Here is a 14,615-nt window from a genome sequence, read left to right as displayed (position 1 = left end):
AAAGGCGTACACCGGGGTGTATGCCTTTGAGGCGACGGGAACGGAGTCCAGCAAGGTTTGAAGGATTTCGGCTGATCCCGGGATCAATTTAGTCGGTTGGCTTCCGGGTCGCCGCGGAGCAGCGTGACTGCGGCGTTGATCGTGACAAGAATGGCGTCTTCTGGCAGATCGGTCACTATCATGATTTCTGCCAGGGATAGGCGATCGTGGAAATGAAGATAAATGATTTCGCGCCAATCGGCCGGCATTTCTCGTAGGCGTCGCACCGGTTCACTTTCGGCTGCCGGCTCGGAAGGGAGGAGATCGACGGCCTGCTGAAGCAGGAAATCCAGTTCATCGCCCCCGACGTGCACGCATGCGGCTCGCGCACGCTGAACTTCGCCGATGAGGCTGGCGCGGAGGTCCGTGTGGTCAGCGACTTCGTCGTCGCTCGGGAGGCGCCCGAGACGGGCGAATAGTGCTTCCTCTGCTTCTCGTACTGTTTCGTCGTAATCGCGAAGTATCGTGGCTGTGCCGGTGTGTCGGTTGCTGGCAGCAAGGGCGCGGACCAGTCCGCGGATGCTGGTGTTGAGATAAGCCAGCATGAGTCCCTTTTGTGGATCGTGACGTCGGATAGTGAGTGCTACCGCCTCTCCCCAGACCTCCTCTGCGTATTCTGGGCGGCGGATCTTCCAGGCGGCATTGAGGGCCATCCGTCGCGCCTCGGGCGCCAAATCTGCTGCGAGAGCATTTTCTAGAATTCTGCGTTGAGGGTCGGCAGTTGGATGAAGTCGTGCCTTCTCCAGGTTGTGCCGAAGTTTGTTGTCCAGCGGCGTCGGGCGAAGAACAGGGAAAGCGGCGACCACGGCTTCGACGGTGATGGAGGCCGGCAGCACCCGGCTCAATCGATTCAGATAGTCCAGGTCCGGGATGTGACCGTGCTCTGCCGCGGTGACTTCGTCGACGGTCACGCCCAGCTTCGCGGCGAATTGGTCCCGGGTGCGCCGTAAGGAAACGCGCAATGCAGAGAGGTACTCATGAAGCGGCTTCCGGCGGTAGCGGGACGGCTGAGGGCATTCGCCTCGACGGATTCCGAGGAGAGGCGCAATCTCCTGAAAGGTGAGGTCGGCCAGGGGTGCCTTGTCCAGCAGGTCGAGTAGAAACCTTCGGGAGGGACATCTTCGGCCGGCGAGGTAGTCGTTGATGGTTGTCGGTGAGTATCCGGTGAGCCGACCGATCTCCGCGGGCGTCATGTCCAGTTCACGGCAAGCCCATGCGATGTACCGTTTCGCTGCGCTGCGGCGAGACCGGCCTCGCCCGTCCTTATCGGGCATCATGGATTGAGGCACAGCGGAAAGTTAGAACGTCCGTTCGGCTGGTCGGCGCACACTGTGTGCGGCAATCGAAGTTCTTCGTAGGGTTTGCGCCGGCAAGGACATCCCCGAGGGGTGACCCTCACGATCAGCAGGGCCGATCCTGGCTGCTTCGCTGCCACGTCGTGAGTCTGGACACCGAGCACTCGGCTACATCCGATCATCCATGGCACCTGCTGGTGCCATCTGGGGCCGGTCGATGGCGGTATCGACTCCGGGGCTGCGCCCCCACATGCCGAGGAAAACAGAACGTTCTGCGGTTGGCCCCTGTCGCTTGCCTTCCGTAGGAGTACAGTTTTATGTACGTCCCATGGAGGTGTAGATGCGAACGGTGAACTTCACTCAGCTGCGACAGAACCTTGCCGCTGAACTCGACAGCGTGGTCGACGACGCCGAAGAACTGGTGGTGACCCGTTCCGGGCACGAACCCGTCGTTATCGTGCCGCTGGCCGAGTATGAGTCGATGAAAGAGACCGAGTATCTGCTCCGTAGCCCCAGCAACGCTGAAGCCCTGCGCCGATCGATGGCTCAGCTGGACCGAGGCGAGGGCCACGAGCGGGCGCTCATCGACCCGGACGTGGCGCAGGACGTGGCGTGAGGCTGATCTTCTCCGCGACAGCTTGGTCGCAGTACCTCAGTCACACGGACCGTAAGCTGATCAAGCGGATCAACGACCTGATCGCGGACGTCATGCGCAACGGCTACGAAGGCATCGGTAAGCCCGAACCGCTTCGTGGAGAGTTGTCCGGCCTCTGGTCGCGTCGAATTGACCGCGAGCACCGGCTCGTTTATCGGATCAAGGATGGCGACGTTGAAATTGCCGCCTGCAAATACCACTACGGTGCCAGGTGAATCTAGCCGGAGCTTGGTCGAGGCGTCATCTCGTGACAACTCTTCCTAGAGCGGCCCGGCGAGCCGAGGTTTGCGGATCTTAAACTCTTGACTGTCTTGTCTTGCGTGGGGCAGCGGGCATGACACGGATCAAGCCGCGTCGCGTTGTCACGCCGACGGAAGCGTTGCCTCCCGGCCGACCCGTGAACTGGTCAAGCGTCCCTCCGGCGGGTGGCCGGTGATGGCCAAGTGATTCGCATGGTGCAACGTCCGGCCCACCATTCCCGCTCCGGGGCGACCCCCGGACCCCGCGTCACGGTGGCCGCGCTGACCCGGGGTTCGCTGCGGGCTGCGACCGGCCCCGCTCCTATCCCGGGCGACCGGCCTCAAGCGTGCCCTGAGGCCGATCGGACCCGTGCGGTGGTCTGGCGTCTACTCGAAGAAGTCTTCGTCGAGCCCGGCGCAGAACAGGTTGGTGCCCTGCAGGTCGACGCGTCTGCTGCCCTCTTGAGAATGAACGTCTGTTCCTCCTGTACTTCGACGTTGTGCAGGACCATGAGTTCGGCGAGCCGGGCGCCGTCGATGAGCACAAGTCGAGCGGGTACCCGCTCGGCGTAGTCCTTCGCCTCCGTCGTGAAGCGGCTCGTCGTGATGAATATGCCGCGGTCCGCTTGTGCTCCGTGCAGCGCTCCGACGAAAGCTTGGATATCCGGCCGACCTATGGAATGTCCACTGCCGTATCGTTTTGCTTGGACATATACGCGATCCAGGCCCAGCACGTCCTGCCGGATCACACCATCCAGTCCGTGGTCGCCGGTCTGCCCGAGATGCTCGGCTGCGCCTGCCTTGCCTCCGTAGCCCATCGCGGTCAGCAGTTTGAGCACCAGATGCTCCAGAAATGCGGGCTCCCTCTCCTGTATGCGGTTGATCAGATCAGCTGCAATCGCTGCGTTGGCTTCCTCCACGGCATTGGCCAACTGCTCCTTGGGCGTCCCCTTGCCGGGCGCGAGTTGCTCCGTCGGGACCTCGGTCTCGGATGAGTCCTGGCGAGTGAGTCTGGCTCGCACCATGAACTCGCGGAACTCGGGATATCGGGCCAGGAGTCCGTTGTCGACTGAAGGCGGTGCTTGAACCAACAGATCCCGGCCTCGATCGGTCAACTCGACCATGCCTCGCCGCGGCCGCCGCAACACGCCGGCTTGCGACAGGTACGTGACTGCCCAGTGGACTCGACTGTTGAAGACGGGAGCTCCACTGCGGATCTTCAATCCCAGATCTTCCTCGGTCAGCCCGAGAGTCTCGGCGAGCACATTCCGCAGGTCGGCGATGCGGTGTTCCTTGCCGTCGGCGACCGAGCGAAGGACTGGCAGCATGAGACCTTGGTAGTCAGGAACTGTCACGACCGCACACTCTAGGCGGCCGACCGCGGGACGGTATGGATGGTTCGGATCCCATATCTCGTCGGCTGTTCAGTCTGGGTCGGGGAACGGTGTCGCATCGCCCCTGCTGACGTCGGCGAGTGCGGTGATGGCACGTTCCAGGCCCCAGCGTGGATCGAGGAGGGGTCGCCTCTCCCATGCTTCGTCGATGTCGGAGAGCCTGTCGCGAAGGTCGCCATGCTCATCGGCTGGAGCCAGAATGGCGACGATCCTGGGAATGCTGATCCAGTAGCCGCCGATATGGCGCCATTCTCGTTCCCACCAGAATTCCTTACGCCGGCCGTTGCTGATCGGTCCCATCTGTTCGAAGTACGGCGTTATCTGGAATACGGGATCGGCGGCAAGTAACGTGCGATCGATCCTGCCGTCTTCGACAGTGGCCCGGCGCAGCGCGTTGTCGATCATCAAGTTGATGTTCTTCGCGGGCCAGGTGCGTCCGCGGACGGTGATGTCGGTGTACCAGACCGGGTTGCAACCGGTTTTCCGGGCAGTCGCCCTGGTGATGACAAGACCGTATGGCTCGAACTGCACTCCGCGACCGTTGATCTTCTCCAGCATCATCCATGTGTGCTCAAGAGGCGTTTCGGTGAAGCACACCGCCTTCTGTGAGACGGAATCGGCTAGAAGTGGTTCGTATTTGGAGGCGGGGCCAAAAGGGTTACGCGCCTCGATGAACTTGTCCTCCGCCATCGCGAGCAGATTGTCGCGAGCATTGCCCTGCATTCCGTCCCGGGTGAGATGCACCAGAAAAGTCGACAGGTCGGTTCGCCGTTGCAGAAGGTTCTCGATAGCGGTCATCCGTAGGCCTGCACCTGTCGTTGCCGCGGTTGCCGCCTCGCTTCTGGTGGGCGCCCGTACTGTTGGGCGTTGCCGGTACCGACATGGTGAGATCGTTCGGCTGTATCGACCCTCATGCATGCACAGTATGTGTACTGAGAGCAACATTTCAACCACTGTGAGTGCTCATGGTTGGAGTGTCAGACCATTCCCGGATGGCGTGGCTGAGCAACTCTCCGCGAGGGCTGGTCACGAGGGCGTCGCCGGTGGAGGGTGGCCAGCCCGCGGGTGTGGACCGGCGTCCGACAGCCACTTGCACGGGAACCGATCGCCCCGTGCCGTTCGGATCTCCGGCGGGGAGTTCGCGTCGTGGTCGGCGCTCGGTGCGCGCCCGGGGAGTGGCTCGCTGGAGGGATCGATGCCGCCCCCTACGGAGTCGGCCGGCTCCCTACGATGAGGCGCATCAGCGTCTATGGAGGCGCTGCATCCAGGGGGAACAATTCATATGAAACGCTGGGGTGCGGTGATCGCTCTGACGATCATCGCTGCCACGACCGCCGTGGTGCACGGCGGTTCTCCGGCCATGGCCGCCGAATCGGCCGACCTGTCGCTGACGAGCTGGGCCTATGTCGACTCGCAGAGTCCGCGGGCGAAGGTGGTCGACGCGGCCGTCACGCCGCCGGTCGGCACCTCGCACGACGACGCGCAGCGGGCGCACACCTACCGGTCCTATTTCACCTACGACCTGACCGGCATCAAAGACACCGTCGTCCACAGTTCGTACCTGTCGACGACCGAGACGGCCGTCACGGACTGCTCCGTCCCGGTGACCGTCGAGGTGTGGCGGACCCGGCCGGTCAAGGACAACACCAGCTGGCTGCGGCCGCCGGCCGAGCTGGAGAAGCTGGCGTCCGCGGCCCGCGGGGCCGGTTCCCGGTACTGCCCGAGCTTCTTCGGCCTCGACATGGTGGGCACATTGAACGCCGCGCTCGGCCGCCACGAGAAGAGCATCACGCTGGAACTCCGGATCACCGCGGCGCAGGAGGCCACGCCGAACACCGGCCGGACGTACGAGAAGCCTCGCCTCAGCGCGACGGTCAACCATCCGCCCCGGGTGACCGACCAGCACCTCATCTATCCGGACCGGGGCTGTGGCACTCTCGCCAAGCCGTCACCGGCGACGCGCAACACCTACTTCTCGGCCACGGCACGCGACGCGGACGAGGGCGACCATGCGTCTCTGCTGTTCGCAATCTGGCCGGTGGACCACCCTGATCAGCGCCGTGAGTTCCGCAACTACTACAGCACCGACCTGAGCCAGTACGCCCATGGCACGGTCCTCGCCTGGCAGGCGCAAGCCAGCGACTACTACGACGCGGGGCCGTGGAGCCGGACGTGTTACATCGTCATGGACACGATCGGGCCGGCGGATGCCCCGAAGGTCTCGTCGCGGACCTACCCCGAAGGTGACACTCCGGGCGGCGGCAGCGGCATCGAAGGGACGTTCCGCTTCGACGCGGCCGGTGACCGGGACGTGGTCGCCTTCGCCTGGCGCGACTCGCTGGGCTCCTCCGGGCGGATCGCGGCCCGGCACCCGGGTGGCAAGGCGATCCTGAAATACACCCCGCAGCTGCGGTTCGAGACCACTCTCGTGGTCAGCTCGATCGATGCGGCCGGCAACGGCGGGCCGGACCGGACCTACCGATTCCGGGTCGCCGAGACGGCCCCGCGCGTCGACGTCACCGTGAACGGGGTCGGGCTGCCGAGCACGATCACCTTCGTCGCGGCGAAGCCGGAGACCACCGCGTTCGGCTATCAGATCGGGAACGGCGCGGAGGTCCGGCTCCCGGCGGTCGACGGCCGGGCGACCGGTTCGGTCACGTTCACCACCCGGGGCACCGCCGAGGTGGCCGTCCGCAGCTACGCCAAGAACAAGCTGATCGGGCAGGACAAGGTGCAGGTGTGGGTCACCGACGCCCCGGGCGTCGAGTCGGCCGAGTTCACCTGGGACACCGATCAGGTCGCGGGTAAGACCGGCTCGTTCACCTTCCGGCCCCGCAACAGCGACGTTGCCGCCTACGAGTACTACCTCGACGACGAGTGGAAGACCATCCCGGCCGCGGCCGACGGCACCGCTGTGCTGACCTGGACGGCGACGCCGGGCTGGCATTCCATGGTCGTCCGGTCGATCGCCTCGGACGAGTCCCGGTCGTTGGAGGCCGACTACCAGTTCAACATCATCGATACCAGGCCCACCGCGTACGCCTACGAGCTGAGTAACTGGCCGCGCCGGGACGGCGTCGGCGTGCCGCTGGAGATCGAGCTGGGAAGTCGCCTGCCGAACCTGACCGGGTTCGCCTACCGATTCGACGGTGGCCCGGAGAAGACGGTGTCCAACGAGGGCAATCCGTACGCCACCATCACTGTCACGCCCCGGCACGCCGGTGACAACAGTGTGGTCGTCGAGGCGTTGCTGGCCGACGGCACGCGGTCGCCCGCCACCACGTACACGTTCGGCATCTGGTCCGGTCCCGTGGTGACGTGGGCGCCGGAGGGCAGCGGGACCGTCGGCCGGCCGGTGACGTTCACCTTCCACCCCGGGCTGCCGGATGTCGCCTCCTACCGCTACTCGGTCGACGGCGCCGACGAGCAGACGATCCCCGCCGGGGCCGACGGCACGGCGACGGTCACGCACACGCCGCAATCGTGGGGATACAGCGAGGTACGGGTCACGAGCGTGGGCTCGGACGGGACCGAGTCGGATCTGCGGGCGGCGCCGTTCGACGTTCGCGACAACCGGGTCGACGTGTACAGCACGTACGACTGGTCGCGCCGGGGCATCGGCTGGACCGGGTACTTCTACTTCTACACCCAGCTGTTCGGCGAGGTGACCGAGTACCAGTACCGCGTCAACGACGGCCCCGAGCAGATCCTGCCGGCCAGTACGGACGGCACGTCGACGCTGGTCGCGGTTCCGTTCGACCGCAACGGCACGAATGTGATCCACGTCCGGAGCCGGACGGCGGGTGGTGAACTGTCGCCGGTGACCGACTACGAGTTCACCGTCGGCGACGCGCCCTACGTCGTCAGCGAGCAGTACCCCGACAGCAGCTGGTCCGGCGGTGGGGGAGTGCCCGGCACCTTCGAGTTCAGCGGCGGCACGCCGGGGATCGTGTCCTTCTCCTGGCAGATCGACGACGGGCCGGTGACGGACGTGCCGGCCGACAGCACCGGTGCGGCGTCGATCACCTACACCCCGCCGGCGAACTTCGAGTCACACACCCTGTCGGTGACCGGTCACAAGGCCGACGGCACGGAGACCGGCACGACGCGGTACTACATCTACGTGTCCAACCACGCCTGATCACGCCGGGCCCGCGGTCACGTGCCGGGGCCCGGCGTTCCGTCCTCATGGGACACTCGGTGGCGGAGGTGCCCGCCATGTTCGGTCGCAGTCGCAAGCGTGAAACACCGTCCGACCCTCCGGCGTCTTGAGCGGCATCCCGGACCCGTGGGGGTCGGCACTCCATCAGACGCTGCTCGCCGCCTGCTCCGAGGCCGAACGGCGGCACACCGCGTACGAGCAGACCGGTCGCCTCTCCGATCTGGAGTCGGCCGTCGCGATGTTCAGCACGGTGCTCAAGCACGCGCACGACGTCGACGTGCGCAGCACCGCGATGAACGGGCTCGGCATGTCCTTGTGGTCGCGGTACGAGCGGTTCGGTGATCCCGGCGACCTGGACGCCGCGATCGGGTGGTTCCGTGCGGCGCTCGCGATGTACCCGGGCGAGCACACGCCGGCCGTTCCCTCGTTCCATGCCAACCTGGCCGGGGTGCTGCGCCTGCGGTGGCGCCGCACCGGCGACGACACCGACCTGGTCGCGTCGGTCGCGGAGGCCCGCGCCGCCATGGCGGCCACCGGCCCCGGCCACCCGCGACGTGCGTGGCGGATGACCAACCTGGCCGACGGCCTGCTCGCGCTGTCGGTGCGGCACGACGACTCGTCCGCGCTCGCGGAGGCCGTCGACCTTCTCCGCGAGGCCGTACGGATCGCCGGGCCGGGCGATGAGGCGGCCGGCATGCGGTCCAACCTGGCCGAGGCCCTGCGGCTGCGGTATCGATCCACCGGCGGCCGTGACCGGGCCCTGCTGGACGAGGCGGTCGAGCACGGCCGGGCCGCTCTGGCCATGGCGCCGCGGCACCCGTTGCGGCCGCGCTTCCAGGCGAACCTGGCGCTGGTGCTGCTCGACCGGTTCGCCGCCCGGCGCCGCCCGCCCGACCTGTCCGAGGCCGCCGGCCTGGCGCAGCAGGCGGTCGACGCCACCCCGGCGGGGCACCCCAACCGCGCCGAACGGCTGATCACCTTGAGCGGGATCCGGCGGATGGAGACGGCTCGCGGACGGTCCCCGGGCGGGCTGGTCGAGCTGGCGCGGGACGCGGTGGCCGCCACGCCGCGGGGGCATCATCTGCGCTCCGACGCGTTGCTCGGTCTGGGGTGGGCGCTGGCGTTCCGGTTCGCGGCCGGGGACGCCGCGGCCGGGGACCGCGCCCGCGAGCTGTTCCGGCAGCTGGCGACCGACCCCGCCGTCCAGGTCCGGGCCCGGGTGGCGGCGGCCCGGCAGTGGGCGAACACCGCCCTGCTCCGGGGCGACCTGTCCGAGGCGCGGACCGCGTTCGACCTGGCGGTGACGTTGCTGCCGCGGACCGCGCCGCGCCGGGTGACCCACGCCGACCGGGAGCGGCAGCTCTCCTCCTTCGCCGGCCTGGCCCGGGACGCCGCGGCCTGTGCCGTCCGGGCCGATGAACCGGCCGACGCCGTGCGCCTGCTGGAACACGGCCGGGGAGTGTTGCTGGGACACGCGCTCGACACCCGTACCGAGCTGACGGGTTTGTCTCCTGACCTGGCCGGACGGTTCGTCGCGCTGCGCACGGCGCTGGACCGGCCGGAGGGTGCCGGGTTCAGTGCGAGCGCCGGCGCGGGCCCGGAGTTGCCCGGCGAGGACCGGCACTCCCTCGCCGCCGAATGGGACGCGCTGATCGACGAGATCCGGGCACAGCCCGGCTTCGCCACATTCCTGCGGCCACCGCCGACCGACGACCTGATCGCCGCCACCGGCGTCCACGGCCCCGTCGTCGTGCTGAACATCAGCGGCCTGGGCTGTGACGCCCTGCTGATCGACGGCCGCATCCGGGTGGTGCCGCTGCGGCTGACGCTCGGCGAGGCGACACAGCGGGCTCTGCGGTTCCGGGCGGCGGTCGCCGAACGTGCCGGCGAGACCCTGGAATGGCTCCGCACCGAGGTGACCGGCCCGGTGCTGGACGTCCTGGACCCGCCGCCGGGCAGCCGGCTGTGGTGGGTGCCGACCGGCCCTCTCACCACACTGCCACTGCACGCCGCCGTCGCCGACCGGGTGGTGTCCTCCTACGCGCCGACGGTCCGCAGCCTGGTCACCGCCTGGCAGGCGCCGCCGGCCGGCCCGGTCGCCGACCCGCTCGTGGTCGGCATGCCGACCACACCCGGCCTGCCCGCGCTGCCCAGCGTGCCGGCGGAGACCGCGGCCCTGCCACCCGGCCGTGTCCTGACCGGCGAGGACGCGGTACGCCGGGTGGTGCTGGACGCTCTCCCGCACCACTCGTGGGCGCACTTCGCCTGCCATGCGGTCAGCGCCGCGGACGGCTCGGCCGACGGCCACCTCGTTCTGCAGGATCAGCTGACGGTCTCGGACATCGCCCGGCTGCGCCTGGACCACGCGGCCCTCGCCTACCTGTCCGCCTGTGACACCGGCGTCCCCCGTGAGGACCTCGACGACGAGGCGCTGCACGTGGCCGGCGCCTTCCACATGGCCGGGTTCCGGCACGTGATCGGCACCCTGTGGTCCATCCGAGACAGTGTCGCCGCCGAGGTGGCGGCCGGGTTCTACGCCCGTCTGGACACCGCCGACGACGCGGCCACCGCGCTGCACGAGACCGTGCGCGAACTCCGGGCGGAGCACGGCCCCGCGGCGTGGGCGCCGTACATCCACTTCGGTCCATGACACGATGGCCGGCGTGACCGATCGACCCGACGCCGACCGCGGCGCCACCGAGCTGATCCTCGGCGCCCTGGCCGGCTCCGTCCTGCTGCCCTTCCTCCAGGCCGTCGCGACGAAGGCCGGCGAGGACGCCTACCAGGCGATCCGTGACCGGCTGCCCTGGCACAGCCGCCGGAAGGCGCAGGCCGAGCTGAAGGACATGGGCGTCGTGAGTCTCGCCGCCCGTGACGCGCGAGTGGTGCTGCAACTGCCGGAGCGGGTCACCCCGGTCATGGCGGCCCGCCTGGAGAACGTGCGCCTGCCCGTCGACCGTCCCGGCTGGGCGGTGGTGAGCTGGGACGACGCCCAGTCACGCTGGGTGGTGGAGCACGTGAGCGAGCCGCCGCCGTCGGCCACCGCGGTCGACACGTGAGGCGGGGGAGGGCGAGCACATGCCGGTGAACGATGTCGACGCGGCCGGGGAGTGGCTCGGCTCGTGGGCCTCGCAGGTGGATGCCCGGGCACAGCGTGCCGTCGAGCTGTCGCGGCGGGTCGCCGCGCTGACCGGTACGGCCGAGGGGCGCGACGGGGCGATCCGGGTGCGGGTCGGCTCGTCCGGGCAGGTGGAGGCGCTGGACCTGGACGACCGGGTGCACGAGCTGTCAGGTCCACGGCTGGCCGATGAGATCATGGCGGTGATCCGGCGGGCGCAGTCCGCGCTGTCGGCGCAGGTCGTCGAGCAGGTGCGGGCCACCGTCGGTGCGGACAGTGAGGCCGGGCGGGCCGTCATCGATTCGTTCGAGGCCCGGTTCCCGGCGCCGGACCGGCGATGAGCGCCGGCATGCGGTTCCCGGCCGAGGCGGTGCGGCGCCATGCCGACACGGTCGACGAGGCGTCCGGGCAGATGGCCCTGGCCAGGTCGGCGGTCCATGAGGTCACCATCGACCGGCAGGCGTACGGGGAACTCTGTCAATTTCTGCCCGCCCTGCTCGATCCGCTGTTCGAGGGCGCGCTCGACGTGCTGAGTGATGCCGTCGACGCGCTGGCCGAGACGGCGTACGGGCTCCGGGCCACTGCGGCGACCATGGAGCACACCGACGCCGACAACGCCCGCCGGATCAGCGGGTCGTCGTGAGCAACCCGCTGATCGCCCCGGCGCAGGACACCACCACCTGGTCGACCGGGCTGGGCCTGGTCGAGGACGCGCACCAGCTCAGTGATGGCATTCGCAACGGCAGCTGGGTGGACGTCACCCTCGGCGGCGTGACCGGAAGCCTGGACGCCCGGGCGCTGGCGGTGGACCCGCTCGGGTCGCTGTTCGCCTGGGGCGTTGGGTGGCTGATCGAGCACATCCAGCCGCTCCGGGACGCCCTCGACTGGCTGGCCGGCAAGCCGGGCGAGATTGCCGCACATGCGTCCACCTGGCGAAACATCGCGGCCGCCGCGGCGGAGACCCATCAGCGGTACGCCGCCGCCGTCCGCACCCAGACCGGTGACTGGCTCGGCGCCTCCGGTGACGCCTACCGCGCCCACGCCGGTGAGCAACTGGCCGCCATCGAGGGCATCGCCACGGTCACCGGCGCCGTCTCGTACGCGGTCGAGGCCGCGGGCCTGCTTGTCGGCCTGGTACGGGAGATGGTCCGCGATCTGATCGCCCAGTTCGTGGCAACCCTCGCCGTCCGTCTGCCGCAGTGGCTGGCCGCCGAGGGCGTGACACTGGGTCTGGCCACCCCGGTGGTGGCCGGCCAGGTAGCCACCCTGGTCTCCCAATGGACCCACCGCATCGAGCAGGTCCTCCGCGCCCTGCTGACCAGCCTCCGCACCCTCAGCGGCAGGCTCAACGACCTGTCCGCCCTCCTCACCCGACTGAAGGCCGTCCTCACTCGCCTTCGCCGGAGCGACCCGATGGCCACCGCGTCGGGCCGCGACGGGAGTATCCCGGCTGAGGACCTGGAGATCGGCCTGTTCCGGACGGGCGACGGGATCGTCCGCAACGGCGTGAGGATCCTCATGACGAGGGAGAACGTGCTGGCGGTCGCGGCGAAGTTCGGTATCGACATGAAGGGCGTCCGCTTCGGGTTGGACAAGATCCGTAAGGGGGCGGGGCCGGGCAGGGAGTTCTACGGGGTGACCATGCCGAACGGCGACATCAAGCTTGCCCGTGACGCGTTCATGAGCGAGGAGCAGTTGGCCCGGACGCTCGCTCACGAGCGATTTCACCTCGACGAGCTGCGCCGTGGAGTGGCCTTCCCCTGGAAGGAAGCGGACCGTGCGGCCTCCGAGGTTCGCGCCTTCGCCTATGAGGAACAGTGGTGGCAGTCCAAGAAGCACCTACTCGACCCGGAGCAGAGCTGACGATGCGTGAGATGACAGAGTCCAACCGCCGGTGGGAGGCGTGGTTCGAGACCTTCTCGCGCATCCGGGAAGCGTGGCCGGCTCGACTCGATGCCCGGTGTCCGGACGGTGATCAAGGCCGGATGCACATCACGTACACCGGGAGCCCCGAGTCGCGGATCGGGTTCGCGACTATGTGGTGCGACGTGGGCCACCACGGCATCTTTCTTCCGCGCGTCGGCATTCCGGAAGGCGCTGAGATGCTCTCCTTCGACGCGACAGCGGAGGAACGAGCCGCTGTCATCCCGGAGATCGACCTGATCCCCACCGACCCCTACACCCCGGACGACGGCGAATGAGCCGGCTGACGCCGTGGAGACAGCCGTGGAACGTTGGTCGCCGGCCGCAAGGTGACGGAGAGCGCGGAGGCCGTGCGACAGGGGCCACGTTCGCGAGCTGGAGGTCTTCGGAGCCGGAGCTCGCGTCCGGGTGCCCGTCGCCTGCTCGAACCGAGCTGGATCTCTGCTTGTGGGGACCGTGCTCGTCCGTGGGTGAGGGGACGGGCTATGCCGCCGCTGGGAAGGTCACGGGGAGGATGTCGGGGCCGTGGGTGCCGAGGGCCGGGCGCCAGGTCACCTCGCCGGTGATCTCGGGTGGGCCGAGACGTCTGGTCAGGATGGGGAGGGCCTCCTCCAGCTGGGCGTGGGCCAGGGCCGAACCCAGGCAGTAGTGGGGGCCCGCTCCGAACTGGAGCAGCGGGGCCTCGCGGGTGGCGGTGATGTCGAAGGTGCGGCCGCCGGGGTAGGCGCGTGGGTCGCGCTGGGCGGCCTGCACGGCCACCGTCACGAAAGTGCCGGACGGGATCGGCAGGTCCCGGAAGGTGAAGTCCTCGACGGCGCGGCGGAACACGCTCGCGGCGGACGGGCGCCAGCGCATCGCCTCGTCGACGGCTCGGGCGGCCAGGCCGGGGTCGGCGCGCAGCATCGTCCACTGGGCGGGGTGCTCGGCGAACGAGACGAGAGTGTTCGCGATCTGGGCGCGGGTGTTGTCGTGGGCGCCGAAGACCAGGGTCACCAGCAGGTTGCGCAGCTCCTCGCGGCTGACCGTCTCGTCGTCGCGCCAGGCGGCGACCATCCGGGAGATCAGGTCGTCGGCGGGATGGCGGGCCTTCTCGTCGATGAGGGTGTCGATGTAGCCGTCCAGGCCCGCGACGGCCCGTTCGACACGGGCCGCGGTGGAGCCGTCGGCGGCCAGGGCGAAGATCAGGCCGATGTCGCTGGACCAGACGCTGAAGACGTCGTGGTCGGCGGCGGGCACCCCGAGCAGCTCGCTCATCACCGCGAGCGGCAGCCGGTCGGCGAAGGCGGCCACGAACTCGGTCTCGCCGGCGCCGGCCAGCTCGTCGGCCAGTGTCTCGACCGTCGCCCGGACGAACGGCCGCAACCCGTCGACGGTGCGGGGCGTGAAGGAACGCGCGACCAGGCTGCGCAGACGACGGTGGTCGGCGCCGTCCCGGTTGACGATCATCGGGACCCACCAGTCGTACACCGGCCCGGAATTGATCCCGTTGCGTTGCAGGTAACCGTCGCCGCCGTGGTCCAGCCGGCGGTCGCGGAGCAGCTCCTGCGCCTCCGCGTGACGCAGCACGAGCAGACCGATCGGGGTGTCGGCGAACCAGCCGGCGTCCTGGGCGGCCAGAACCTCCGGCGACGTGAAGTCGAAATCAGCGGCGATGACGTCGAGGAACGGCATCCACCGAGTGTGCCGCGCCGGTCACCAAGAGCGGAATGCCGGAAGCGCCGGGACGTATCGGTGAACGTCGAACGTTCGGGGGAGATCCGGTCCACATCGGGACCGCTAGTGTCTGGCCC

Annotated in this window: 13 protein-coding genes; 9 read left to right on the top strand and 4 right to left on the bottom strand. The window is 68.6% G+C overall.

All coding sequences use genetic code 11. The annotated features are described in order from the left end of the window. Nucleotides 1-83: 83 nt before the first annotated feature. On the bottom strand, nucleotides 84-1,313 hold the full coding sequence (locus BM290_RS47135) for a helix-turn-helix domain-containing protein (protein ID WP_342352034.1): 1,230 nt from the start codon (nucleotides 1,311-1,313) through the stop codon (nucleotides 84-86). Between the two features lie 361 nt (nucleotides 1,314-1,674). Here BM290_RS47135 and BM290_RS06920 point away from each other — a divergent pair, with 361 nt between their 5' ends. Further along, entirely contained in the window at nucleotides 1,675-1,950 is a 276-nt protein-coding gene (locus BM290_RS06920) for a type II toxin-antitoxin system Phd/YefM family antitoxin (protein ID WP_093611115.1), read from the top strand. Then, entirely contained in the window at nucleotides 1,947-2,204 is a 258-nt protein-coding gene (locus BM290_RS06915; protein WP_093611113.1) for a Txe/YoeB family addiction module toxin, read from the top strand. The genes BM290_RS06920 and BM290_RS06915 overlap by 4 nt, the downstream gene beginning before the upstream one ends. 365 nt (nucleotides 2,205-2,569) lie before the next feature. Here BM290_RS06915 and BM290_RS06910 read toward each other — a convergent pair whose 3' ends face one another. Both BM290_RS06910 and BM290_RS06905 read right to left on the bottom strand, forming a co-directional pair. Continuing rightward, nucleotides 2,570-3,583, bottom strand: coding sequence for a restriction endonuclease (locus tag BM290_RS06910; protein WP_143133639.1), 1,014 nt, complete (start codon nucleotides 3,581-3,583; stop codon nucleotides 2,570-2,572). Between the two features lie 69 nt (nucleotides 3,584-3,652). Further along, on the bottom strand, nucleotides 3,653-4,420 hold the full coding sequence (locus BM290_RS06905) for a hypothetical protein (RefSeq protein WP_093611110.1): 768 nt from the start codon (nucleotides 4,418-4,420) through the stop codon (nucleotides 3,653-3,655). 484 nt (nucleotides 4,421-4,904) lie between these two features. On the opposite strand from BM290_RS06905, the gene BM290_RS06900 reads away from it, so the two are divergent. The 7 genes from BM290_RS06900 (at nucleotide 4,905) to BM290_RS47130 (ending at nucleotide 13,103) form a co-directional block, all read left to right on the top strand. Beyond that, nucleotides 4,905-7,763 carry a hypothetical protein gene (locus tag BM290_RS06900; protein WP_093611108.1) on the top strand — a complete coding sequence of 953 codons (2,859 nt, stop codon included), beginning with the start codon at nucleotides 4,905-4,907 and terminating at the stop codon, nucleotides 7,761-7,763. A 127-nt stretch (nucleotides 7,764-7,890) separates the two neighbouring features. Continuing rightward, entirely contained in the window at nucleotides 7,891-10,434 is a 2,544-nt protein-coding gene (locus tag BM290_RS06895) for a CHAT domain-containing protein (RefSeq protein WP_093611106.1), read from the top strand. A 13-nt stretch (nucleotides 10,435-10,447) separates the two neighbouring features. Beyond that, entirely contained in the window at nucleotides 10,448-10,843 is a 396-nt protein-coding gene (locus BM290_RS06890) for a hypothetical protein (protein ID WP_143133638.1), read from the top strand. Between the two features lie 19 nt (nucleotides 10,844-10,862). Further along, nucleotides 10,863-11,243: a YbaB/EbfC family nucleoid-associated protein gene (locus BM290_RS06885; RefSeq protein WP_093611101.1), complete on the top strand. Its 381-nt coding sequence runs from the start codon at nucleotides 10,863-10,865 to the stop codon at nucleotides 11,241-11,243. Then, on the top strand, nucleotides 11,240-11,545 hold the full coding sequence (locus BM290_RS06880; RefSeq protein ID WP_093611099.1) for a type VII secretion target: 306 nt from the start codon (nucleotides 11,240-11,242) through the stop codon (nucleotides 11,543-11,545). The genes BM290_RS06885 and BM290_RS06880 overlap by 4 nt, the downstream gene beginning before the upstream one ends. Beyond that, nucleotides 11,542-12,765, top strand: coding sequence for a WXG100 family type VII secretion target (locus BM290_RS06875; RefSeq protein ID WP_093611097.1), 1,224 nt, complete (start codon nucleotides 11,542-11,544; stop codon nucleotides 12,763-12,765). Before BM290_RS06880 ends, BM290_RS06875 begins: the two co-directional genes overlap by 4 nt. Before the next feature lie 122 nt (nucleotides 12,766-12,887). After that, the gene (locus tag BM290_RS47130; protein ID WP_143133637.1) at nucleotides 12,888-13,103 is read left to right on the top strand and encodes a hypothetical protein; all 216 of its coding nucleotides are present in this window, start codon (nucleotides 12,888-12,890) and stop codon (nucleotides 13,101-13,103) included. Nucleotides 13,104-13,308: 205 nt separating this feature from the next. Here the strand turns inward: BM290_RS47130 and BM290_RS06865 are convergent, their stop codons facing one another. Further along, nucleotides 13,309-14,496, bottom strand: a complete 1,188-nt coding sequence (locus BM290_RS06865; RefSeq protein ID WP_093611093.1) for a cytochrome P450 — start codon at nucleotides 14,494-14,496, stop codon at nucleotides 13,309-13,311. Nucleotides 14,497-14,615 lie beyond the last annotated feature (119 nt).

Source organism: Actinoplanes philippinensis (assembly GCF_900113015.1).
In the GTDB taxonomy this organism is placed as follows: domain Bacteria; phylum Actinomycetota; class Actinomycetes; order Mycobacteriales; family Micromonosporaceae; genus Actinoplanes; species Actinoplanes philippinensis.
This window is presented reverse-complemented; position numbering and strand designations above follow the sequence as displayed.

Excerpts from the sequence above, each read along its gene's own strand:
- BM290_RS06885 (WP_093611101.1), top strand. The coding sequence starts at position 10,863 with ATGCCGGTGAACGATGTCGACGCGGCCGGGGAGTGGCTCGGCTCGTGG.
- BM290_RS06880 (WP_093611099.1), top strand. The coding sequence starts at position 11,240 with ATGAGCGCCGGCATGCGGTTCCCGGCCGAGGCGGTGCGGCGCCATGCC.
- BM290_RS06905 (WP_093611110.1), bottom strand. The coding sequence starts at position 4,420 with ATGACCGCTATCGAGAACCTTCTGCAACGGCGAACCGACCTGTCGACT.
- BM290_RS06920 (WP_093611115.1), top strand. The coding sequence starts at position 1,675 with ATGCGAACGGTGAACTTCACTCAGCTGCGACAGAACCTTGCCGCTGAA.
- BM290_RS06900 (WP_093611108.1), top strand. The coding sequence starts at position 4,905 with ATGAAACGCTGGGGTGCGGTGATCGCTCTGACGATCATCGCTGCCACG.
- BM290_RS47130 (WP_143133637.1), top strand. The coding sequence starts at position 12,888 with ATGCACATCACGTACACCGGGAGCCCCGAGTCGCGGATCGGGTTCGCG.
- BM290_RS06865 (WP_093611093.1), bottom strand. The coding sequence starts at position 14,496 with ATGCCGTTCCTCGACGTCATCGCCGCTGATTTCGACTTCACGTCGCCG.
- BM290_RS47135 (WP_342352034.1), bottom strand. The coding sequence starts at position 1,313 with ATGCCCGATAAGGACGGGCGAGGCCGGTCTCGCCGCAGCGCAGCGAAA.